Source organism: Pseudomonas putida, from assembly GCF_025905425.1.
GTDB classification, from domain to species: Bacteria; Pseudomonadota; Gammaproteobacteria; order Pseudomonadales; family Pseudomonadaceae; genus Aquipseudomonas; species Aquipseudomonas putida_AF.
This window is the reverse complement of record NZ_CP109603.1, coordinates 759,868-782,776: the sequence shown is the minus strand read 5'-3', so window position 1 is coordinate 782,776 and position 22,909 is coordinate 759,868. Positions and strand designations below refer to the sequence as shown.

20 protein-coding genes, 5 tRNA genes and 1 pseudogene are annotated in these 22,909 nt (G+C 61.6%); 11 read left to right on the top strand and 15 right to left on the bottom strand.

The features are described from left to right. Positions 1-126: 126 nt before the first annotated feature. Positions 127-612: a Bkd operon transcriptional regulator BkdR gene (gene bkdR / locus OGV19_RS03540; protein WP_264312155.1), complete on the bottom strand. Its 486-nt coding sequence runs from the start codon at positions 610-612 to the stop codon at positions 127-129. A 197-nt stretch (positions 613-809) separates the two neighbouring features. Between bkdR and OGV19_RS03535 the strand changes: the two genes are divergently transcribed. From OGV19_RS03535 to lpdA, 4 genes are read left to right on the top strand one after another with little or no spacing between them, the layout of a single operon-like run. Further along, positions 810-2,042 (top strand): 3-methyl-2-oxobutanoate dehydrogenase (2-methylpropanoyl-transferring) subunit alpha, encoded by a 1,233-nt coding sequence (locus OGV19_RS03535; RefSeq protein ID WP_264312154.1) that lies wholly within the window; start codon positions 810-812, stop codon positions 2,040-2,042. 1 nt (position 2,043) lies between these two features. Further along, positions 2,044-3,102, top strand: a complete 1,059-nt coding sequence (locus tag OGV19_RS03530; protein ID WP_264312153.1) for an alpha-ketoacid dehydrogenase subunit beta — start codon at positions 2,044-2,046, stop codon at positions 3,100-3,102. After that, positions 3,103-4,389 carry a dihydrolipoamide acetyltransferase family protein gene (locus OGV19_RS03525; protein ID WP_264312152.1) on the top strand — a complete coding sequence of 429 codons (1,287 nt, stop codon included), beginning with the start codon at positions 3,103-3,105 and terminating at the stop codon, positions 4,387-4,389. A 2-nt stretch (positions 4,390-4,391) separates the two neighbouring features. Continuing rightward, entirely contained in the window at positions 4,392-5,771 is a 1,380-nt protein-coding gene (lpdA, locus tag OGV19_RS03520) for a dihydrolipoyl dehydrogenase (RefSeq protein ID WP_264312151.1), read from the top strand. 104 nt (positions 5,772-5,875) lie between these two features. Here lpdA and OGV19_RS03515 read toward each other — a convergent pair whose 3' ends face one another. Further along, positions 5,876-6,874: a sensor domain-containing diguanylate cyclase gene (locus OGV19_RS03515; protein ID WP_264312150.1), complete on the bottom strand. Its 999-nt coding sequence runs from the start codon at positions 6,872-6,874 to the stop codon at positions 5,876-5,878. 395 nt (positions 6,875-7,269) lie between these two features. Between OGV19_RS03515 and OGV19_RS03510 the strand changes: the two genes are divergently transcribed. The 6 genes and pseudogenes from OGV19_RS03510 to OGV19_RS03485 all read left to right on the top strand — a co-directional run. Next, positions 7,270-8,010 carry an AzlC family ABC transporter permease gene (locus tag OGV19_RS03510; RefSeq protein ID WP_264312149.1) on the top strand — a complete coding sequence of 247 codons (741 nt, stop codon included), beginning with the start codon at positions 7,270-7,272 and terminating at the stop codon, positions 8,008-8,010. Then, positions 8,010-8,336, top strand: coding sequence for a branched-chain amino acid transport AzlD family protein (locus tag OGV19_RS03505; protein ID WP_264312148.1), 327 nt, complete (start codon positions 8,010-8,012; stop codon positions 8,334-8,336). Before OGV19_RS03510 ends, OGV19_RS03505 begins: the two co-directional genes overlap by 1 nt. Before the next feature lie 170 nt (positions 8,337-8,506). Next, positions 8,507-9,730, top strand: a complete 1,224-nt coding sequence (locus tag OGV19_RS03500) for an SfnB family sulfur acquisition oxidoreductase (RefSeq protein ID WP_264312147.1) — start codon at positions 8,507-8,509, stop codon at positions 9,728-9,730. Positions 9,731-9,740: 10 nt separating this feature from the next. Further along, positions 9,741-10,406 carry a methionine ABC transporter permease gene (locus OGV19_RS03495; protein ID WP_264312146.1) on the top strand — a complete coding sequence of 222 codons (666 nt, stop codon included), beginning with the start codon at positions 9,741-9,743 and terminating at the stop codon, positions 10,404-10,406. Between the two features lie 32 nt (positions 10,407-10,438). Continuing rightward, entirely contained in the window at positions 10,439-11,218 is a 780-nt protein-coding gene (locus OGV19_RS03490) for a MetQ/NlpA family ABC transporter substrate-binding protein (RefSeq protein WP_264312145.1), read from the top strand. 40 nt (positions 11,219-11,258) lie between these two features. Beyond that, positions 11,259-11,441, top strand: a pseudogene (locus OGV19_RS03485) (ATP-binding cassette domain-containing protein); the annotation flags it as partial. Between the two features lie 129 nt (positions 11,442-11,570). Here the strand turns inward: OGV19_RS03485 and OGV19_RS03480 are convergent. Both OGV19_RS03480 and phnN read right to left on the bottom strand, forming a co-directional pair. Next, a tRNA-Arg gene (locus OGV19_RS03480) sits at positions 11,571-11,647 on the bottom strand. Between the two features lie 87 nt (positions 11,648-11,734). After that, the gene (gene phnN / locus OGV19_RS03475) at positions 11,735-12,364 is read right to left on the bottom strand and encodes a phosphonate metabolism protein/1,5-bisphosphokinase (PRPP-forming) PhnN (protein ID WP_264312144.1); all 630 of its coding nucleotides are present in this window, start codon (positions 12,362-12,364) and stop codon (positions 11,735-11,737) included. A 347-nt stretch (positions 12,365-12,711) separates the two neighbouring features. On the opposite strand from phnN, the gene OGV19_RS03470 reads away from it, so the two are divergent. Beyond that, entirely contained in the window at positions 12,712-13,038 is a 327-nt protein-coding gene (locus tag OGV19_RS03470) for an Arc family DNA-binding protein (protein ID WP_027915923.1), read from the top strand. An 86-nt stretch (positions 13,039-13,124) separates the two neighbouring features. On the opposite strand, the gene mgtE is transcribed toward OGV19_RS03470, so the two are convergent. The 11 genes from mgtE to astB form a co-directional block, all read right to left on the bottom strand. Continuing rightward, positions 13,125-14,567 carry a magnesium transporter gene (gene mgtE / locus OGV19_RS03465; protein WP_264312143.1) on the bottom strand — a complete coding sequence of 481 codons (1,443 nt, stop codon included), beginning with the start codon at positions 14,565-14,567 and terminating at the stop codon, positions 13,125-13,127. A gap of 377 nt (positions 14,568-14,944) precedes the next feature. Then, a tRNA-Arg gene (locus OGV19_RS03460) sits at positions 14,945-15,021 on the bottom strand. 73 nt (positions 15,022-15,094) lie between these two features. Next, a tRNA-Arg gene (locus OGV19_RS03455) sits at positions 15,095-15,171 on the bottom strand. A 73-nt stretch (positions 15,172-15,244) separates the two neighbouring features. Then, a tRNA-Arg gene (locus OGV19_RS03450) sits at positions 15,245-15,321 on the bottom strand. Positions 15,322-15,428: 107 nt separating this feature from the next. Then, positions 15,429-15,519: transfer RNA gene (locus tag OGV19_RS03445), tRNA-Ser, on the bottom strand. 72 nt (positions 15,520-15,591) lie between these two features. Beyond that, on the bottom strand, positions 15,592-15,780 hold the full coding sequence (gene csrA, locus OGV19_RS03440) for a carbon storage regulator CsrA (protein ID WP_003254503.1): 189 nt from the start codon (positions 15,778-15,780) through the stop codon (positions 15,592-15,594). 160 nt (positions 15,781-15,940) lie between these two features. Continuing rightward, positions 15,941-17,179: an aspartate kinase gene (locus OGV19_RS03435; RefSeq protein WP_264312142.1), complete on the bottom strand. Its 1,239-nt coding sequence runs from the start codon at positions 17,177-17,179 to the stop codon at positions 15,941-15,943. An 84-nt stretch (positions 17,180-17,263) separates the two neighbouring features. After that, a complete protein-coding gene (gene alaS, locus OGV19_RS03430; RefSeq protein WP_264312141.1) occupies positions 17,264-19,888 on the bottom strand; it encodes an alanine--tRNA ligase in 2,625 nt (874 codons plus the stop codon). A gap of 330 nt (positions 19,889-20,218) precedes the next feature. Beyond that, the gene (gene astE, locus OGV19_RS03425) at positions 20,219-21,226 is read right to left on the bottom strand and encodes a succinylglutamate desuccinylase (RefSeq protein ID WP_264312140.1); all 1,008 of its coding nucleotides are present in this window, start codon (positions 21,224-21,226) and stop codon (positions 20,219-20,221) included. A 10-nt stretch (positions 21,227-21,236) separates the two neighbouring features. Further along, the gene (locus tag OGV19_RS03420) at positions 21,237-21,527 is read right to left on the bottom strand and encodes a topoisomerase II (protein WP_264312139.1); all 291 of its coding nucleotides are present in this window, start codon (positions 21,525-21,527) and stop codon (positions 21,237-21,239) included. Between the two features lie 14 nt (positions 21,528-21,541). Continuing rightward, positions 21,542-22,891: an N-succinylarginine dihydrolase gene (gene astB / locus OGV19_RS03415; protein WP_264312138.1), complete on the bottom strand. Its 1,350-nt coding sequence runs from the start codon at positions 22,889-22,891 to the stop codon at positions 21,542-21,544. Positions 22,892-22,909: the final 18 nt, after the last annotated feature.

Below are 22,909 nucleotides of genomic sequence, written 5' to 3'. Positions count from 1 at the left end.
ACTTGATTGCTGTGCTGGCCTCTTCGCGGGGCAAGCCCGCTCCCACAGATATACCGCCGAAACTGAGCGAAAGCATGTACCCGTGGGCGCGGGCTTGCCCCGCAAAGAGGCCGGAATGGGCAACCCTCATTCCCGCAACGTCATCCCATTGGAAGGCAACGGCAACGCCGTTTTATACCGCACCTGTTTCAAGGCAAAACTCGACCGGATATTCGCCACCCCCGGCAACCGCGTCAGGTAATCGAGAAACCGCTCCAGCGCCTGAATGCTCGGCAACAGCACCCGCAGCAGGTAATCCGGATCCCCGGTCATCAGGTAGCACTCCATCACCTCGGGGCGCTCGGCGATTTCTTCCTCGAAGCGGTGCAGCGATTGCTCCACCTGTTTTTCCAGGCTCACATGAATGAATACATTTACATCCAGCCCCAGCGCCTCAGGCGACAACAACGTCACCTGCTGGCGGATCACCCCCAGCTCTTCCAAGGCCTTGACCCGGTTGAAACAGGGGGTGGGCGACAGGTTCACCGAGCGCGCCAGCTCCGCATTGGTGATGCGCGCGTTTTCCTGAAGACTGTTGAGAATGCCGATATCCGTACGATCGAGTTTGCGCATGAGACAAATTCACCGGTTTTTTGTGTTTATGCGGAATGTTTATCTGCGCCCGTAGGCAAAGGCAACCAACTTGAGAGAAAAATTCTTCTGCTGTGCCACTAAGATGTACAGGACGCTGACTTACCAGTCACAAGCCGGTACTCAGCGGCGGCCGCTTCAGAGCTCACAAAAACAACATTCGAGCGAGCGTAAAAAGCATGAACGAGTACGCCCCCCTGCGTTTGCATGTGCCCGAGCCCACCGGCCGGCCAGGCTGCCAGACCGATTTTTCCTACCTGCGTCTGAACGATGCAGGTGTTGTCCGTAAACCTTCTATCGACGTCGATGCTGCCGACACCGCAGAGCTGTCCAACAGCCTGATCCGCGTGCTGGACGAGCACGGTGACGCCCTGGGCCCATGGGCCGAAGACATCGACCCACAGGTACTGCGTCAAGGCATGCGCGCCATGCTCAAGACGCGCATCTTCGACAGCCGCATGGTGGTTGCCCAGCGCCAGAAAAAGATGTCCTTCTACATGCAGAGCCTGGGCGAAGAAGCCATCGGCAGCGCCCAGGCCCTGGCCCTGAACCGCACCGACATGTGCTTCCCCACCTACCGCCAGCAAAGCATCCTGATGGCCCGCGACGTGTCGCTGGTGGAGATGATCTGCCAGCTGCTGTCCAACGAGCGCGACCCGCTCAAGGGCCGCCAGCTGCCGATCATGTATTCGGTGCGCGAGGCAGGCTTCTTCACCATCAGCGGCAACCTGGCGACCCAGTTCGTGCAGGCGGTCGGCTGGGCCATGGCCTCGGCGATCAAGGGCGATACCAAGATCGCCTCGGCCTGGATCGGCGATGGCGCCACTGCCGAGTCGGACTTCCACACCGCCCTGACCTTCGCCCACGTGTACCGCGCGCCGGTCATCCTCAACGTGGTCAACAACCAGTGGGCAATCTCCACCTTCCAGGCCATTGCCGGGGGTGAATCGACCACCTTTGCCGGCCGTGGCGTGGGGTGTGGCATCGCCTCCCTGCGCGTCGACGGCAACGACTTCGTCGCCGTGTACGCAGCCTCGCGCTGGGCCGCCGAACGCGCCCGCCGTGGCCTGGGCCCGTGCCTGATCGAATGGGTCACCTACCGTGCCGGCCCGCACTCGACCTCCGACGACCCGTCCAAATACCGGCCTGCCGATGACTGGAGCCACTTCCCGCTGGGTGACCCGATCACCCGCCTGAAGCAGCACCTGATCAAGATCGGCCACTGGTCCGAGGAAGAACACCAGGCGGTCACCGCCGAGTTCGAGGCCGCCGTCATCGCTGCACAGAAAGAAGCCGAACAGTACGGCACCCTGGCCAACGGCCATATCCCAAGCGCGGCCTCGATGTTCGAGGACGTGTACAAGGAAATGCCCGAACACCTGCGCCGTCAACGCCAGGAACTGGGGGTTTGAGATGAACGACCACAACAACAGCATCAACCCGGAAACCGCCATGGCCACCACTACCATGACCATGATCCAGGCCCTGCGCTCGGCCATGGACATCATGCTTGAGCGTGACGACAATGTCGTGGTCTACGGCCAGGACGTCGGTTACTTCGGCGGCGTGTTCCGCTGCACCGAAGGCCTGCAGACCAAGTACGGCAAGTCGCGCGTGTTCGACGCGCCGATCTCCGAAAGCGGTATCGTCGGTACTGCCGTGGGCATGGGTGCCTACGGCCTGCGCCCGGTGGTGGAAATCCAGTTTGCCGACTACTTCTACCCGGCCTCCGACCAGATCGTGTCGGAAATGGCCCGCCTGCGTTATCGCTCGGCCGGTGAGTTCATCTCCCCGCTGACCCTGCGCATGCCGTGCGGTGGTGGCATCTACGGCGGCCAGACCCACAGCCAGAGCCCAGAAGCAATGTTCACCCAGGTGTGCGGGCTGCGCACGGTCATGCCGTCCAACCCCTATGACGCCAAGGGCCTGTTGATCGCTTCGATCGAATGCGACGACCCGGTCATTTTCCTTGAGCCCAAACGCCTCTACAACGGCCCGTTCGACGGCCACCACGACCGCCCCGTGACGCCGTGGTCGAAGCACCCACACAGCGCCGTGCCGGATGGCTACTACACCGTGCCGCTGGACAAGGCCGCCATCACCCGCCCCGGCAACGACGTTACCGTGCTGACCTACGGCACCACGGTTTACGTGGCACAAGTGGCCGCTGAAGAAACCGGTGTCGACGCCGAGGTCATCGACCTGCGCAGCCTGTGGCCGCTGGACCTGGAAACCATCGTCGCGTCGGTGAAAAAGACCGGCCGCTGCGTGGTGGTGCACGAGGCTACCCGCACCTGCGGTTTCGGTGCCGAGCTGGTGTCGCTGGTCCAGGAGCACTGCTTCCATCACCTCGAAGCGCCGATCGAGCGCGTCACCGGTTGGGACACCCCCTACCCCCACGCACAGGAATGGGCTTACTTCCCAGGGCCTTCGCGGGTAGGTGCGGCATTGAAACGGGTCATGGAGGTCTGAATGGGCACGCACGTCATCAAGATGCCGGACATCGGCGAAGGCATCGCGCAAGTCGAGTTGGTCGAGTGGTTCGTCAAGGTCGGCGATGTGATCGCCGAAGACCAGGTGGTGGCCGATGTCATGACCGACAAGGCAACCGTGGAAATCCCTTCGCCAGTCAGTGGCAAGGTGCTGGCCCTGGGCGGCCAGCCAGGTGAAGTGATGGCGGTCGGCAGCGAGCTGATCCGCATCGAAGTGGAAGGCAGCGGCAACCATGTCGACACGCCGCAGCCCCAGCAAGCCGAAGCCAAGCCGGCCGAGGCAGTAGCCGCGCCAGTGGCCAGCGCGCCGCAAGCGCGTGCCGCAGCGCCAGCACCCGCCTGCCAGGCCGCCGCTACCCACGCGGCTGCGCCCATCGTGCCGCGCCAGGCCGGCGACAAGCCACTGGCCTCCCCGGCCGTGCGCAAGCGCGCCCTGGATGCCGGTATCGAACTGCGCTACGTACATGGCAGCGGCCCAGCCGGACGCATCCTGCACGAAGACCTCGACGCCTTCATGAGCAAGCCGCAAACCACCGCCGGGCAAGCCCCTGGCGGCTACGCCAAGCGTACCGACAGCGAGCAGGTGCAAGTCATCGGCCTGCGCCGCAAGATCGCCCAGCGCATGCAGGACGCCAAGCGCCGGGTCGCGCACTTCAGCTACGTTGAAGAAATCGACGTCACCGCCCTGGAAGCCCTGCGCCAGCAGCTCAACCAGAAGCACGGTGACAGCCGCGGCAAGCTGACCTTGCTGCCGTTCCTGGTCCGCGCCCTGGTCGTGGCCCTGCGCGATTTCCCGCAGATCAATGCCACCTATGACGACGAAGCGCAAATCATCACCCGCCATGGTGCGGTGCATGTGGGCATCGCTACCCAGGGCGACAACGGCCTGATGGTGCCGGTACTGCGCCATGCCGAGGCCGGCAGCCTGTGGAGCAATGCCAGCGAGATCGCGCGCCTGGCAACCGCCGCACGCAGCAACAAGGCCAGCCGCGACGAGCTGTCCGGCTCGACCATCACCTTGACCAGCCTCGGCGCGCTGGGCGGCATCGTCAGCACGCCGGTAGTCAACACCCCGGAAGTGGCGATCGTCGGCGTCAACCGCATGGTCGAACGGCCGATGGTGATCGACGGCCAGATCGTCATACGCAAGATGATGAACCTGTCCAGCTCGTTCGACCACCGCGTGGTCGACGGCATGGATGCCGCGCTGTTCATCCAGGCCGTGCGTGGCCTGCTTGAGCAACCCGCCTGCCTGTTCGTGGAGTGAGCATGCAACAGACTATCGAAACCACCCTGCTGATCATCGGCGGTGGCCCTGGCGGCTATGTGGCCGCCATCCGCGCCGGGCAACTGGGTATCCCCACCGTGCTGGTGGAAGGCCAGGCGCTGGGCGGCACCTGCCTGAACGTCGGCTGCATTCCGTCCAAGGCGTTGATCCATGTCGCCGAGCAGTTCCACCAGACCTCGTGCTATACCGAGCCGTCGGCACTGGGCATCAGTGTCAGCTCGCCACGCCTGGACATCACCCGCAGCGTGGCCTGGAAGGACGGCATCGTCGACCGCCTGACCACTGGCGTGGCTGCCTTGCTGAAAAAGCACGGGGTCAAGGTGATCCATGGCTGGGCGAAGATCCTCGACGGCAAGCATGTCGACGTCGACGGCCAGCGTATTCAGTGCGAGCACCTGTTGCTGGCCACAGGCTCGAACAGCGTCGAACTGCCCATGCTGCCCATCGGCGGGCCGATCATTTCCTCGACCGAGGCACTGGCCCCTGAGGCCTTGCCGCAGCACCTGGTGGTGGTGGGCGGTGGCTATATCGGCCTGGAGCTGGGCATTGCCTACCGCAAGCTGGGCGCCCAGGTGAGCGTGGTGGAAGCGCGCGAGCGCATCCTGCCCACCTACGACAGCGAATTGACCGCCCCCGTGGCCGAGGCGATGAAGAAGCTAGGTATCGCCGTGTACCTGGGCCATAGCGTCGAAGGTTACGACAACGGTTGCCTGCTGGCCCGTGACGGCCAGGGCGAGCAACTGCGCCTGGAAGCCGACAGGGTGCTGGTGGCTGTAGGTCGCCGCCCGCGTACGCAAGGTTTCAACCTGGAATCGCTCGAGCTGAAGATGAACGGCGCCGCCATCGCTATCGACGAGCGCTGCCAGACCAGCATGCGCAATGTCTGGGCCATCGGCGACGTGGCCGGTGAGCCGATGCTCGCGCACCGGGCCATGGCCCAGGGCGAGATGGTCGCCGAGATCATCGCCGGCAAGGCACGACGCTTCGAACCCAGTGCAATCGCTGCGGTGTGCTTCACCGACCCGGAGATCGTGGTGGTTGGCAAAACCCCTGAGCAAGCCAGCCAACAAGGCCTGGATTGCATCGTCGCGCAGTTCCCGTTCGCCGCCAACGGCCGGGCCATGAGCCTTGAGTCCAAGGCCGGCTTCGTACGCGTGGTGGCGCGCCGCGACAATCACCTGATCCTGGGTTGGCAGGCGGTGGGCGTGGCGGTCTCGGAGCTGTCCACGGCCTTTGCCCAGTCGCTGGAAATGGGTGCATGCCTGGAGGACATCGCCGGCACCATCCACGCCCACCCGACGCTGGGTGAAGCGGTACAGGAAGCCGCATTGCGCGCACTGGGCCACGCCCTGCATATCTGACACTGAAGCGGCTGAGGCCGATTTGGCCCGCTGCGCCCAAGGCGCAGCGGGTCTTTTTTCATTCTGACTGTGGAGCAGCCTTGTGCTGCGAAGAGGCCGTCAGGTCATTCGGCTACGGCGTTTTTGCCCGCCCCCTTGGCGCGATACAGGGCCTTGTCCGCACGGGCCAGCACGTCATGCTGGTCCTCACCTTCCTGCCATTGCACCACCCCATAGCTCATGGTCAGGCGACAGTCGCCGACCGGCTCAACCTGCTCCATCACCTGGCGTAACTGGGCCGCCACCTCAAGCGCCTCGGCCAGTGAGGTCTGCGGCAACACGATGACGAACTCGTCACCGCCCCAACGGGCCAGCAGGTCATGCTCGCGCAGGCAGGTGCGCAGATTGTCGACAACCTGGATCAACGCCGCATCGCCACGGGCATGGCCGTAGTGGTCGTTGATCGGTTTGAAGTCGTCCACGTCCATGGCTATCAGCGACAACGGCTGGCGGAAGCGATGGGCGCGCTCGCATTCCAGCTGCAACACCTTTTCCAGCCGATAGCGATTGGCGATGCGGGTCAGCGCATCGCGCTCGGCCAGTTCGCGGTTTTCATCCAGTTGGCGCTGCAATTGCTGGTTGACCCAAGACAGCTCACGGGTGCGTTCGGCCACCAGGCTCTCCAGCGACAGGTTCTGCTGTTCAAGCTGCGCCACCCGCCGTTTGCCGGCATCGATATTGCGGTGGGCGCCGAGCATGCGGGCCACCGAGCCGTCGTCGTTGCGGGCAATGATGTAGCCGCTGTCTTCGATCCACAGGTAGCTGCCATCCTGGCAGCGGCACCGGTACTCGATCAGGTAGCGCTCATTGCGCTGGTTGATATAGGCCTCAAAATGCGCCATGACCCGCGGATAGTCCTCCGGGTGAATGACGCTTTCCCACGTCAGCACCGAGTTGGCCATGGAATGGCTGGCGTAGCCGAGCAGGGCGTACCAGCCCGGGTTGCGATAAACGTAGCCGGTGTTGGCATTCCAGTCCCAGATGCCGTCGCTGATCAATTCGAACAAGGTCAGCAGCTGCTGCTCACTGAAGCCGGCGGGTGCCGGCGTGATTTCCTGAATCATGAATGCTCTCCCGCACAGCGTATGAAAGACGACATGGCGCACAAGACCCAGGCGAAGATCGAGGAGCAGGTAGCCGAGCAGGAAGGCGCCTCAGTTGAACAGGGCCTGACAGCACGCCAGGCGTGAGGCAACAGGGGACTGGTTTGGCTGCCCCCGGCCTGAGGCAAGGGGGCACCACCCCCCACCGATCACGCCAACTGCACCAGCGCCTCCTCCACTGCCGCCACCCGCTGGTTAGCCTTGGCCCCAGGCAGCTTCCACGCGACGATGGCCATGCCCAGTGGCACGCAGCGATTTAGGCCTAATATTTCAGAAATCTGTCGTTGTGGCCAACGCTCACGCGCATTACCTTGGCATAGCCCATCGCCCCTCCCGACTACCGTCAAGGAATTATCATGCCGTACCCCAGTGCGAGCCAAGCGTTCAGGCAAGGCGCACACAGCGTTCTGCCATTGACCTCCGGCGTCGTGCCGTTCGGCTTGATCACCGGGGTTACGGCCATTGGCATGGGCCTGTCGCCAGCCGATGCCCTCGGCATGACGTTGCTGTTCTACTCCGGCTCGGCGCAGATGGTGGTGATGCAGTTGATGCAAAACGGCGCCCTCCCGGTGACCATGGTGGTCACCGCGCTGGTGATCAACCTTCGCTTCCTGATGTACAGCGCAAGCCTCGCCCCGCACCTTGGCCACCTGCCACGACGCCACAAATGGCCGATGGCCTATCTGCTTTCGGACCAGTCCTTTGCCTTGTGTTCGTTGAAAATGTCTTCGGGCGAGCTCGGGCGTTTCGCCTTTCACTACTACGCCGGCACGGCGATCACCATGTGGTTCGGCTGGAACCTTTCGGTGCTGGCGGGCATGTACCTCGGTGCAGGGATTCCCGAAGACTGGTCGCTGGGCTTTGCCATCCCCTTGTCGTTCCTCGCGCTGCTGGTCCCCAGCATTCGCAACCGGGCGACGCTCGGCGCGGCGCTGGTCGGCGGGGTGCTCGCGGTGCTGGCGATCGACCTGCCCTATAACCTGGGCCTGTTGGCGGGCGCACTGGGCGGGATCATCACCGGCTTGACCCTTGAGGGCCTGCAGAAAACAAAAACCGTACAGCCCGTGGCGGATGAAAAAGTCGAGCAGGATGCATGATGAGCGAAATGAGCCAGTGGATAACCTTCCTGTTGATCGGCCTGGGCACCTTCGCTGTCCGGTTGTCTTTCATCGAGTTCTACACCGTGCTGCGCATCCCGCCGCTGTTTCGTCGCGCGCTGGCCTATGTGCCGGCCAGCGTACTGGCCGCGCTGGTGCTGCCCGCCGTGGTGTTCCCTGACCGACACGCCGACTTCGACTGGATGAACCCGCAGATTCCCGCAGCGATACTGGCGGGACTGGTTGCCTGGCGTACGCGTAGCACGCTGCTGACGCTGGGCATGGGTATGGGCGCGCTGTGGGCATTGAAGCACTGGGGGCTTTAGGCTCGTTGACTTTGCAGGCACTGTTGGGACACGGACAGGGGATCAACAATTAGCCGCGCAGGCAAACAGGAGCACTGCCGTAACACCCTCTCAAGACATTGATTTAACTGAAGTTAATCTTTGGCATGACAGATGCTATCGATAGACAACCGACCTCACACGAGCAGTCCATGTCTACCGAATTCATCTCTGCCTTTTACGAAATCCGCGACCCAGCGGCCCATGTCATCCGCGACGATGCCGAAGCGCTTTCAGTCGCCCACCAGATAGCAGCCCTGCTTCGCGAAGGGGCTGCGCAACGTGATCGAACCCGCGAAGTACCCGCCGACATCGTCGATGCGTTCTCCAACAGTGGGCTCTGGGGCATTACCGTGCCACGCGTGCATGGCGGTGCCGAAGTGTCCTTTGCCACGCTGGCGCAGGTCATTGCCATTGTTTCGGCGGCGGACCCGTCGCTGGGGCAGATCCCGCAAAACCACTATTGCCTGCTCGAAGACATCCGCCTGCAAGGCACCGAGCAGCAGAAGCACTACTTCTTCAATCTAGCCCTGCAAGGGCATCGCTTTGCCAATGCGCTGTCGGAAACCGGCGGCAAGACCGTCCAGGACATCCGTACACGCCTGGTCGCCGAGGGTGACGGCTACCGCATCGACGGCAAAAAAGGCTACTGCACAGGGTCGTTGTACGCCCACTGGATAGGCGTGCTGGCGCTGGATGAACAGGGCCGCGCCCAGCTTGCATTCGTGCCGCGTGGCACCCCGGGCCTGGTGGTGATCGATGACTGGAGCAGCATGGGCCAGCGCACCACTTCAAGCGGCACCGTGCTGCTGGACGGCTTGCGGGTACCGGCGCTCAACCTCTTCCCCACCTACCGCTCCTACGACAACCCGACGCTGGCAGGCCCCTTCGCCCAACTCACCACGGCCGCCATCGACGCAGGCATCGCCCGGGCGGCCCTGGACGACACCATTGCCTTCGTCCGCGAGCACGCCCGGCCATGGGTCGATGCCAAGGTCGAGAAGGCCAGCGAAGACCCTTTGACGATCATTCAGGTCGGCGCCCTGGAAATCCGCCAGGAGGCGGCCGAAGCCTTGCTCGAACGCGCCGGCTGGGTGCTGGATGCGGCCAAACCGGCGCCGGACGAAAACAATGTTGCCGCAGCCTCTATCGCCGTTGCCAAGGCCAAGGTGCTGACCACCGAAGTGGCCATCGAGGCCAGTAACCGCCTGTTCGAACTCGGTGGCACGCGCTCGTCGCTGACCCGCTACAACCACGATCGCCACTGGCGCAACGCGCGTGTGCATACCCTTCACGACCCGGTGCGGTGGAAGTATCACCTGGTGGGCAATTGGGCGTTGAACGGCATCAAACCCACCCGGCACGACTGGAACTGAGGGCGCGCCCATGAACGAACTGCTCGCCAATGTCGATTGGATGGAGATCGCCCAGGCCGGTGTCGAAACGCTCAGCATGCTCGGTGCGGCCCTGGGGCTCACCGTACTACTCGGCTTGCCACTGGGGGTGCTGCTGTACCTGACCGGGCAACGCCAGCTGTTGGCCCACGGCCCCTTGTACCGTGGGTTGTCCGTGGTGGTGAACGTGCTGCGTTCGCTGCCGTTCATCATCCTGCTGATCGTTCTGATCCCGATCACTACCCTGGTAACCGGCACTTCACTGGGCGTCAGGGGCACGATCCCACCACTGGTGGTCGGGTGCACACCCTTTTTTGCGCGCCTGGTGGAAACCGCGCTGCGGGAAGTGGACCGGGGGCTGGTGGAAGCCAGCCAGGCCATGGGCGGCAGCATCCGGCAAATCATCTGGTACACGCTGCTACCCGAAGCTCGCACGGGCCTCATTGCGGCAATCACGGTGACCGCGATCGTACTGGTCGACTACACCGCCATGGCTGGGGTAATCGGCGGCGGCGGCCTGGGCGACCTGGCCATCCGCTTCGGTTACCAGCGCTTTCAGACCGATGTCATGGTCGTGACGGTCATTCTCCTGATTCTACTGGTGCAAGCGCTGCAGATGAGCGGCGACCGCCTGGTCAGGCACTTCACTCGACGTTGAACCCTCCCCTCTACACGCTTCAGGTACCTGCCATGAAAAAAATCCTTTCCGCCCTGGCCGTCTGCGTTACCTTCAGCGCTCTCGGTGCTCACGCAGCAGAACATCTGGTCGTCGGCGCCACCCCGGTGCCTCATGCTGAAATCCTTGAGTTCGTCAAACCGGAGCTGGCCAAGCAAGGTGTCGAACTCGACATCAAGGTGTTCAACGATTTCATCCAGCCCAACCTGCAGTTGGCGCAAAAGAACCTGGATGCCAACTACTACCAGTACCGGCCGTTTCTCAACGACTTCAACAAGGCGCGGCACACCGACCTGGTGCCGGTGGTGGGCGTGCACATCGAGCCGTTCGGGGCGTACTCCGCCAAGTACAAGCACCTGGCCGACCTGCCTGACGGCGCCAGCGTGGCCATCCCCAATGACCCGGTGAACACCGGGCGGGCCCTGGTGTTGCTGGCCGAGGCCGGGCTGGTCACGTTGAAGGATGCGAGCAACCCACAATCAACCCAACGCGACATCACCGCGAACCCTCGCCACCTGAAGATCCGCGAATTGGAAGGGGCCATGCTGGCCCGCTCAGTAAACCAGGTCGACCTCGCGTTCGTTTTCGCCAACTACGCACTGGAGGCCGGGATCGATACCAACAGCGCCCTCATCGTCGAAAAAGGCAAAGACCTCTACGTCGAATACCTTGTGGCGCGCCCGGACAACCTGCAGGACCCAAGCATCCAGAAACTGGCGAAAGCGTTGAATTCCCCTGAGGTGCGCAACTTCATCCTGACCCGTTACAAAGGCCAGATCGCACCGGGTTTCTAACCTTTGTGGCCAAGGCGCCATGGGATACCAAAAATGAGTCGTTTCGGGCGGGCAGAAACAACGTGTCGGGATCGCCCGGGCGTTGGTGCTGCAACCCGAAATCCTGCTGTGCAGTGAAGCGACCTCGGCCCTCGACCCGCAAAGCACCCAGTCGGTCCTTGGCCTGCTGCGCGACATCAATAAACGCCTGGGGCTGACCATCGTGCTGATCACCCATCGGGTGCTTTCGGCTGACGATTACAAGCGATGATGCGCCCGAGACGATCATGCGCCGAGCGCAAGGGCTGGCAGACCGGGCTGAATGGGTAACGGCGTCGCTGGGTAGCGAAAGCGTGGAACACGCTTGAAGAAATGGCGTCCCAGGCAGGAATTGAACCTGCAACCTTCCCCTTAGGAGGGGGATGCTCTATCCAATTGAGCTACTGAGACGCAAGAACCGGCAGTGAACACTGCACGGTTGGACGGCCAGCATGTTAACCAGCATGCTGGCGTTTGTCATGCTGCAACAGGCCTTTTTCACGTAATCCTTTTCTGAGGGCCCGCGTTTGGCTGCGCTGCGCTTGGGATCACGCCTTCATCATGCAGCAGCTTGAACAAGCCGATCACCGCTGCGTCAAGCGTGCTGGAATTGTCCAGCACGTGCACGGCGGGGTCATCAAAGGCCTGCAGCCTGGCGTTACGCGCCAGGCGCTGTTCGATCTCTTCCGGGGTTTCTCTGCCTCTGGCCAGCAGGCGCTCGCGCAGTACGTGGGGCTTTACGTCGATAAGCACTGCCAGAAGATCCGGGTAGCGCTGCCGCGCTTCGCCCAGGTAGGCCCGGGAACCATTCACCAGCACTGGCCTGCCCGCCGCCAGCCATTGATCAACCTGCTGCGGGATCCCGTAATCCAGGCCATTGGCCCGCCAGTGCATGGCGAACGCACCTTGCGCGCGCATCGCTTCGAACTGCTCGGCAGTAACGCCATGGGCTGCCTCGCCCTTGGCTTCGGCCGAGCGGGTGATCACGCGACGGGCAATTTCCACCCCGGCCGCAACCAGTTGCTCGCGCGCAGCATCGATCAGGGAATCTTTGCCGGAACCCGAGGGTCCTATCAGAAATATCAGTCGGCCTGTCGCTGATCGCCGAGCGCTTGCGTCATGTTGCATAGCCACTATGCTCTATGGAAGGAAACCCGCGCATTCTAGGAGTTTTCTTGGCCTTTTGCTGCGTTTTACCAGTTTTTGACGGCAGAAGACTGACGGCGGGACAAATGGGAGCATGTAAAACTTTTCAAACCAGTGCTCATTTCTGATAATTGGTACTGGCAGAAAGCCTTTATCAAGCTCACTATTTGTCACAGAATTGACGCCAAGGAAACGGCGACCATGAGACAAGATGAGCATCCAATTTTCCATGACGGTTGAACATTTTGTCGTCGCCACGGTCGTACTACCATCCCGTGCGGCCAATTTGAGAACCGCGTCCCCTGAACCAGAAAATCCGGTCAATTTATATGCGCCCAATGAAACAGGCTATTTATTCGAGCCGCACTGCTGACAAGTTCGTCGTCCGCCTGCCTGACGGGATGCGTGAGCGCATTGCCGAGGTAGCGCGCAACCATCACCGCAGCATGAACTCCGAAATCATCGCGCGCCTGGAACAGAGCCTTATCCAGGAAGGCGCGTTGGGTGAAGAGCTGAGCATGCGCCTGGACAGCCCTGAACTGTCCCTGCATGAGCGCGAGCTGCTGCAACGCTTCCGCCAACTCTCCCACCGCCAGCAGAACGCCTTGGTCGCCCTCATCGCTCACGATGTGGAAATGGCCGCAGACGCTTCCTGAAGGTTGCAAGCGAGCACAAAAAAGCCAGCGTAAGCTGGCTTTTTTCGTTGTTAAGGCCAATGGGGCTGCTTTGCAGCCCACATTTTTCAGAGCAGGAACAGCGTTGCCAGCCCCAGGAAGATGAAGAACCCGCCGCTGTCGGTCACGGCGGTAATCATCACACTGGACCCCATTGCCGGATCGCGCCCCAGACGCGTCAGGGTCATCGGGATCAATACCCCCATCAGCGCGGCCAACAGCAGGTTCAAGGTCATCGCCGCGGTCATCACCAGGCCCAACGACCAGCTGTCATACAGCCAGAACGCCACCGCACCAATCACACCCCCCCAGATCAGGCCGTTTAGCAGCGACACGGCCAGCTCCTTGCGCATCAGCCGGCTTGTGTTGCCCGGCGACACCTGGTCCAGCGCCATGGCGCGCACGATCATGGTGATGGTCTGGTTGCCGGAGTTACCGCCAATACCTGCCACAATCGGCATCAACGCAGCCAACGCCACCAACTTCTCGATCGAGCCCTCGAACAGGCCGATCACCCGCGAAGCCAGGAACGCCGTGATCAGGTTGATGGCCAGCCACGCCCAGCGGTTGCGCAGCGAACGCCAGACCGAGGCGAAGATGTCTTCTTCTTCGCGCAGACCAGCCATGTTCAGCACTTCGCTCTCGCTCTCCTCACGGATGAGGTCGACCATTTCGTCGATGGTCAAACGACCGATCAGGCGATCGCTCTTGTCCACCACCGGGGCGGAGACCAGGTCGTAACGTTCGAAGGCTTGAGCGGCGTCGTAGGCATCTTCCTCAGGGTGGAAGGACACCGGGTCAGTCGCCATGACCTCTGCTACCTTCTTCTCCGGGTCGTTGACCAACAGACGCTTGATGGGCAATACGCCCTTGAGGATGCCGTCATAGTCGACCACGAACAGTTTGTCGGTATGGTTCGGCAGTTCTTTCAGGCGACGCAGGTAACGCAGTACGACTTCGAGGCTGACGTCTTCGCGGATGGTCACCATCTCGAAGTCCATCAACGCACCGACCTGCTCCTCGTCGTAGCTCAGCGCCGAACGTACACGCTCGCGTTGCTGGGCATCGAGGGTTTCCATCAACTCGTGAACGACGTCGCGCGGCAGCTCTGGCGCCAGGTCGGCCAGTTCGTCGGCGTCCATTTCCTTGGCAGCGGCGAGCAGTTCGTGATCGTCCATGTCGGCGATCAGCGATTGGCGAACCGAATCGGATACTTCAAGCAGGATGTCGCCGTCGCGATCCGAGCGCACCAGCTGCCAGACCGTCAGGCGGTCTTCCAGGGGCAATGCTTCGAGGATGTAGGCGACGTCGGCGGGGTGCAGGTCATCGAGCTTGCGCTGCAGCTCGACAAGGTTCTGGCGGTGGACGAGGTTCTCGACCAGGTCGTGGTGAGCACCCTCCTGGCGGTGGGTGAGGTCTTCGACCACGCGCTGGCGCTGCAGCAGTTCGACCACCTGGGCCAGGCGATCCTGCAGGCTCTCTTGCGCTTTCTTTACTTCTACTTCAGTCATAGGCGAACTCCACTCCCAGCAGCGGAGCACGCCGGGGGAATCAATCGGTCAGATCTTTCTGTATGAAACGTGTTAAGGAGTAACTACTGGGTAAGTCCATGGTGGTATTCCACAAGCCCCGGCGGGGCTGACGGGCGCAATCATACACTGCCTAAGCGGCCAGATCGTTTAAATTTTTGGCCAGAACAATCGTTTGCGAACTAAAGCTAGGACAACGCTCGAAGCTATCTGTGCGACGGCCGGGGCGAAAGAAAAAACACATGTGCCGCGCAAAAGAATGTCGGGCCAGTTGATGTGAAGTCTAGCGGGCGTCACTGATAAATCAGTGAGCGAGGGAAAACAAAAAGCCCGCTCAATTGAGCGGGCTTCTTGATGTATGGCGGACTCAGCAGGATTCGAACCTGCGACCGCTCGGTTCGTAGCCGAGTACTCTATCCAGCTGAGCTATGAGTCCGTGGTTGGTAGTTTTAGGCCAGATTACCACTGGCTTGTTGAAGCGTCTTTGCAAGCAGAGCCACTTCAAAAAGTGGCGGACTCAGCAGGATTCGAACCTGCGACCGCTCGGTTCGTAGCCGAGTACTCTATCCAGCTGAGCTATGAGTCCGTGGTTGGTAGTTTTAGACCAGATTACCACTGGTTCTTTAAAGTAGCTTTAGTAAGCAAAGCCACTTTAAAAGTGGCGGACTCAGCAGGATTCGAACCTGCGACCGCTCGGTTCGTAGCCGAGTACTCTATCCAGCTGAGCTATGAGTCCGTGTCTTGCCGCGCATTATAGGTCGCTGAAACATTTTTGCAAGAACTTTTTTCGTTTAATTTCAACGACTTAGCGTTCTTACAGTTTACAGCGCCCTAAGCGAATAATGGCGGTGAAGGGGGGATTCGAACCCCCGATACCCTTATGAGGTATACTCCCTTAGCAGGGGAGCGCCTTCGGCCACTCGGCCACCTCACCGCAACACGAGGCGAATATTAAAGAACCTCTTTCACCTTTGCAACCCTTTTTTTGAAAAAAACTTCAAAAGAATTAAAGGCTTGGCTCCTCGTCCTTCTCTTTCTTGATCCGCAGGTAGATTTCCTCGCGGTGCACAGCCACTTCTTTCGGGGCACTGACGCCAATACGCACCTGGTTGCCTTTGACGCCGAGCACCGTCACGGTGATCTCGCCGTCTCCAATGATCAGGCTCTCGGCGCACCGACGAGTCAGAATCAACATAGCTTTCTCCTTACGCAATACATTCAGGGATAACAGTCTTTGGTATCGGGGGCCTGGTCGCGGACGACGACCCAGCCCTGGTTGCCCACCCCACAGCAGCGCGTGCGTGGCGAGCAGAAACGCGAAGGGCGCGGCAAGCCGCGCCCTTCCAGGCAGCGCCTTACTCGCCCTGTCGGGCAACAGGAGCATCCAGCTCGAACGCGGTGTGCAACGCGCGTACGGCCAGCTCCAGGTACTTCTCTTCGATCACGACCGAAACCTTGATTTCGGAGGTGGAGATCATCTGGATGTTGATGCTCTCCTTGGCCAGGGCTTCGAACATACGGCTGGCAACGCCCGCGTGGGAGCGCATGCCAACGCCAACGATCGAGACCTTGGCGATCTTGGTGTCGCCGATCACTTCACGGGCACCGATTTCACGGGCGGTGTTTTCCAGCACGCTTTGCGCCTTCTCGTACTCGTTGCGGTGTACGGTGAAGGTGAAGTCGGTGGTGTTATCGTGCGCCACGTTCTGCACGATCATGTCGACCTCGATGTTCGAAGCGCTGATCGGGCCGAGGATCTTGAAGGCCACGCCCGGGGTGTCCGGCACGCCGCGAATGGTCAGCTTGGCTTCATCACGGTTGAAGGCGATACCGGAAATGATCGGCTGTTCCATGGATTCCTCTTCATCAATGGTAATGAGGGTACCTGGACCCTCCTTGAAGCTGTGCAGCACGCGCAGCGGGACGTTGTACTTGCCGGCGAACTCCACCGAACGGATCTGCAGCACCTTGGAGCCGAGGCTGGCCATTTCCAGCATCTCTTCGAAGGTGATCTTCTCCAGGCGCTGCGCCTGTGGCACGACGCGCGGGTCAGTGGTGTAGACGCCATCGACGTCGGTGTAGATCTGGCACTCGTCGGCCTTGAGCGCCGCCGCCAGGGCCACGCCGGTGGTGTCGGAACCACCACGGCCAAGGGTGGTGATGCTGCCGTGCTCATCGACACCCTGGAAACCTGCGACTACGACCACACGCCCTTCCTTGAGGTCGGCGCGAATCTTCTGGTCGTCGATCTGCAGGATGCGGGCTTTGTTGTGCGAGCTGTCAGTCAGAATGCGCACTTGGTTACCGGTGTAAGACACCGCTGGCACACCACGCTTGATCAAGGCCATGGTCAGCAGGGCAATGGTGACCTGCTCCCCGGTCGAGACGATCACGTCCAGCTCACGCGGAACCGGCTGATCGGTGATCTGCCTGGCCAGCTCGATCAGGCGATTGGTTTCACCGCTCATGGCCGACAGCACGACCACCAGGTCATCGCCTGCCTCACGGTGTTTCTTGACCTTTTCGGCTACCTGCTCGATCCGCTCGATGGAACCGACAGAGGTGCCGCCAAATTTCTGTACGATCAACGCCATTTCAATGGTGCCTCAGCCCATACAGGGCCCCAAAAAACAATCCAACATGAAGGGGACGACGACTAGACCGCCGCCCCCTTCATCTCAAAGTCCCTGCTCTGCGAACGGCACGGCCAGCGCCAAGGCCTGGTCCAGCGCAGCGACATCGACGCCGCCACCCTGGGCCATGTCCGGACGGCCACCGCCCTTGCCACCCACTGTCGCAGCGGCTTGTTTCATCAGATCGCCAGCCTTGAGTTGGCTGGAGAGGTCCTTGGTCACGCCGGCCACCAGCACGACCTTGCCCTCATGCTCGCTGCCCAGCAGGATCACTGCGTGGCCGAGCTTGTTCTTCAGCTGATCGACCAGGGCCAGCAAGGCCTTGCCATCCTGCCCATCCAGGCGAGCGGCAAGCACCTTGGCACCCTTGACCTCAACGGCCGCATTGGAGAGATCATCCCCGGCGGCGCTGGCGGCCTTGGCCTGCAGCTGTTCCAGCTGCTTCTCCAGCTGACGGTTGCGCTCAAGCACAGCCGACAGCTTGTCGATCAGGTTGTCACGATTACCCTTGACCAGTTGCGCGGCTTCCTTGACCTGCTCTTCGGCAGCGTTCAGGTAGGCCAGCGCAGCAGCGCCGGTAACTGCTTCGATACGGCGTACGCCAGAGGCCACGCCGCCTTCGCTGATGATCTTGAACAGGCTGATGTCGCCGGTGCGCTTGGCATGGATACCCCCGCACAGCTCTACCGAGAAATCGCCACCCATGCTCAGCACGCGCACGGTATCGCCGTACTTCTCGCCGAACAGGGCCATGGCGCCTTTGCGCTTGGCGGTCTCGATGTCGGTCACCTCGGTCAGCACCTCGGTGTTGCGGCGCACTTCACGGTTGACGATGTCTTCCAGCGCCTTGATCTGCTCTGGCTTGACGGCCTCGAAGTGGCTGAAGTCGAAACGCAGGCGCTGGCTGTCGACCAGCGAGCCTTTCTGTTGAACGTGATCGCCCAGCACCTGGCGCAGGGCTTCATGCAGCAGGTGGGTGGCCGAGTGGTTCAGCGAGGTGGCGTGCTGCACATCAGCATCGACCTTGGCTTCGACCTCGGCACCGACGCTCAGCGCGCCGCTGGCCACTACACCGTGGTGCAGGAAAGCGCCGCCGGTCTTGGTGGTGTCGCGCACGTCGAAGCGCACGACGCCAGCCTGCAGGTAGCCGCTGTCACCCACCTGGCCGCCGGACTCGGCGTAGAACGGCGTGCGATCGAGGATCACCACGCCCTGCTCGCCCTCACCCAGCTGCTCGACGGCCTGGCCGTCCTTGTACAGGGCAATGACCTTGGCCTGGCCTTCGGTGGTGGTGTAACCCAGGAAGTCCGTGGCGGTATCGACCTTGACCAGGCTGTTGTAGTCCATGCCGAAGGCGCTGGCAGAGCGAGCGCGCTCACGCTGGGCGTCCATTTCACGTTCGAAACCGGCTTCGTCGATGGTCAGCTCGCGCTCACGGGCGATGTCGGCGGTCAGGTCCATGGGGAAGCCATAGGTGTCGTACAGCTTGAACACCACGTCACCTGGGACCACGTCACCCTGCAGCTGCGCCAGGTCCTGTTCGAGGATGCGCAGGCCTTGCTCCAAGGTCTTGGCGAATTGCTCTTCTTCAGCTTTGAGCACGCGCTCGATATGCGCCTGCTGGCTCTTGAGCTCTGGGAAGGCTTCACCCATTTCGGCCACCAGTGCAGCAACGATCTGGTAGAAGAAGCTGCCCTTGGCACCCAGCTTGTTGCCGTGGCGGCAAGCGCGGCGAATGATGCGGCGCAGCACATAGCCACGGCCTTCGTTGGACGGCAGCACGCCGTCGGCAATCAGGAAGCCGCAAGAACGGATATGGTCGGCAACCACTTTGAGCGACGCCTGGTTGTCATTGCTGCAGCCAATGGCCTTGGCCGCGGCGCTGAGCAGGTTCTGGAACAGGTCGATCTCGTAGTTCGAGTGAACATGCTGCAGGACCGCGCTGACACGCTCCAGGCCCATGCCGGTGTCTACCGAAGGGGCTGGCAGCGGGTGCAGGACGCCATCGGCGGTGCGGTTGAACTGCATGAAGACGTTGTTCCAGATCTCGATGTAGCGGTCGCCGTCTTCTTCCGGGGAACCGGGTGGGCCGCCCCAGATGTCGGCGCCGTGGTCGTAGAAGATCTCGGTGCAGGGGCCGCACGGGCCGGTATCGCCCATGGTCCAGAAGTTGTCGGAGGCGTACGGGGCGCCTTTGTTGTCACCGATGCGCACCATGCGCTCGGCCGGCACGCCGATTTCCTTGGTCCAGATGTCGTACGCCTCGTCATCGGTGGCGTAGACGGTGACCCAGAGCTTTTCCTTGGGCAGGTTCAGCCACTTGTCCGAGGTCAGGAAGGTCCAGGCGTAGGTGATCGCGTCGCGCTTGAAGTAATCGCCGAAGCTGAAGTTGCCCAACATTTCGAAGAACGTATGGTGGCGCGCGGTGTAGCCGACGTTTTCCAGGTCGTTGTGCTTGCCACCGGCGCGCACGCATTTCTGGCTGCTGACGGCGCGGGTGTAGGCGCGCTTTTCCTGGCCGAGGAAGCAGTCCTTGAACTGGTTCATGCCGGCGTTGGTAAACAGCAGGGTCGGGTCATTGCCCGGAATCAGGGAGCTGGAGGCGACTCGGGTGTGTCCCTGCTCTTCGAAGAAGCGAAGGAAGGCTTCACGGATTTCTGCGCTTTTCATAGGTTCTTCCACGGAAACGGCGGCCCTGGTGGGCAAACGCGTCGACGAAACGACGGCAAAGGGCCGCATTATATCGGTCCTGCAAACTCGGTGCAGTGTGTTTATGCGATGTAAAACGTCGATTCGACGGTTTTCAGGCGGTTGCAAACGAAAATGACATGATCGGATGCTAATTGCAGCCTTTCGCCACTGGCAAGCCCATTACGGCCGAAGGGAAGGGAAAATGGAATAGGCGGTGAATTAAAAGGTTTTCATCGTGTGATGGGATCCAGAAATGGCGCTGCCTGCTTCAAAGGCGACGTTATACCCGCGAAGCAGGCAGCGCCGATCTCAACCCAGGCGCTGGCCCGAGTCCGGCACCACCAGAATCCCGGCCCGCAGCCCGTTCTTGACCTTGGGGTTGGGGAAGATGATACGCGCGCCCTCCTCCTCGACCACCCAGCGCATTTCGGCCAGGTCTTCAGCCAGCAGGTAACCCTTGCTCAGCTCGGAGAAGTTTTCGATATCCGCCGGCAAGTGCAGGTGGAAGCTGTCACTGTGCTTGATGATCTCGCGGGCAACGCTGAACAGCTTCAAACCATCGAGCGAGTCTTGCGTTTCGGGCTCGGTGCCTTCGATGATCTGGATCAGCCGCTCTTCCAGCTTGTCGAGGTTGACCTGCTCGTTTTGCCCGAACGGTCGCGCCTTGCCAAGCTCCAGGGTGAACGCCTCGGCGTCGAGCTGCTCATAGGTGAAGGCGCTGAAGGTAATGGACGACTTGCTCTGCAGCAGCACCGCCTCCATGCCCGCCGCCGCCAGGCGTGCCAGCTCCCGACGGGAATGCTTGCGCCCCTCTTTGTAGGGGTACAGGGCGAACTGCTCGATCTTGGAGCCACGGATGGCGGTATGCAGGTCGTAATGCAGGCGATTACGGCCCGCTTTGCTGAAGAACACCCGGGCAAACTGCTCAAGCTCGGCCGCACGCAACGCCTCGAAACCACTGGAAAGCTCGTGACGACCATTGAACAGACGGTTGATGTCCTGCTCGATGAAGCGCTCGCCCTTGCGGATGGCCACGGGGTTGCCGAACAGGAACAGCACTCGCGCACGCGGTTTGATCTTGCCGTTGGCCACACCGTGCAGCAGACGCTCGAGCAACTCGATCGGCGCCGTTTCGTTGCCATGAATGCCGGCCGACAACAGCAGATCAAGCCCGCAATCTTCACTCTCGGCCGGGCGCACTTCAAGTGCGCCCTCCCCCAGCCAGCGCAAACGCACGCCCTTGGGTGTAACTTGGGTCTTCTCGGCCGGTTCGTGATCGGTCAAGGTCAGCTCAAGCAGTTTTCCGAGGGCGAGCATAGGCACTTCCTTAGTGGTGGTGGCCGCAATCAGGGCCATGGACGTGATCGTCGCCTTCAGCGACTTCAGCCGGTTCCATCTCCAGCTGCAGGCTGACCAGGTTGGTAGCCATCGGGCGCAGCAGCAGGTTGGCGTACTCGGTATCGTCCTCCTCGACGTCCACGCCAATCAGCAACTGGCCACGGCCGTCCTGCTGAATCCACACTTCCTTGCCTTGCCAGACCACGGCAAAGCGGGTGCAGGAGGTTTCCAGCTGGGTGCCGTCTTCGTCTTCGAGGATCAGGCGCAGGGCATCGGTCATTACTTAGTCTCTCTTCAAGGTTGGCGTTGGAACGGATAGACCGAACCCAATTTCAGAATCTGGGTCAACTCATCCAGTGCCGTACGGCATTCGACCAGCAAGTGCGGATCGGCAAGTTCCGCTTCGCCAAGGCGATCGCGGTAATGCTTGTCGACCCACTGCAGCAGTGTGTCGTACAGCGGCGCGGTCATGATAACGCCTGGATTGACCGCCGCCAGTTCCGATTCCTTCAAAGCCACGCGCAGGCGCAGGCAAGCGGGGCCTCCGCCGTTCTGCATGCTTTGCTTGAGGTCGAATACCTTGACCTCCCTGACCGGGCCGCCCTGCTGGGTCAACTGGCCAAGGTAAGCCCAGACCCGTTCGTTGCTGCGGCACTCTTCCGGCACCACCAGCAGCATGGAGCCGTCGTCGCGGCTAAGCAGCTGGCTGTTGAACAGGTAGGAACGCACTGCGTCCTCCACCGCCACCGCCGCACGCGGCACACAAATGGCCTGGAAGTTGCCACCCTTGTTGGCCAGTTTAGCTCGCAGCTGAGCAAGCACCGCATCGGTGTCGAGGAAGGCGTCTTCGTGGTAGAACAGCACCTCGCCGTTGCCCACTGAAATCACGTCATTGTGGAACACGCCCTGGTCGATCACCGCCGGGTTCTGTTGAGCGTAGACCACGCCCTCGTCGCTCAGGCCATGCAGCCGTGCCACGGCCTGGGATGCCTCCAGGGTTTGCCGAGCCGGGTACTTTTGCGGCGCTGGGTAACGGCTGTCGAAGGCACTGCGACCGTAGACGAAGAATTCGACGCCCGCCTCGCCGTAGTTACGGCAGAAGCGCGTGTGGTTGGCCGCGCCCTCATCGCCGAACTGCGCCACTGCCGGCAACGCTTCGTGGTGCGCAAAATGCCGGGCATCGGCGAACATCGCCCCCAGCACGCGGCTGGTGGTCGGGTGCTCGATGCTGCGGTGGTACTTGCAGTTGAGGTTGGCGGCAGTGAAATGCACACGACCATCGGCAGTGTCTGCACTGGGGCTGACCGTGGCCGCGTTGGCCACCCACATGCTCGACGCCGAGCAACTGGCAACCAGCAACGGCATGGCCTCCTTGGCTGCGCGCTGGATCACCTCGGCATCGCTACCAGAAAAACCCAGGCGACGCAGCGCGGCCACGTCCGGGCGCTCTTGCGGGGCCAGCACGCCTTGCTTGAAGCCCATGTCGGCCAAGGCCTTCATCTTTGCCAGGCCCTGGCGCGCGGCTTCACGCGGGTTGGACGACTGCTGGCTGTTGCTCTGCGAAGCCACATTGCCGTAGGACAAGCCGCCATAGTTGTGGGTAGGCCCCACCAGGCCATCAAAATTCACTTCGTAGGATTTCATCGGCTAGGCTCCGAGACC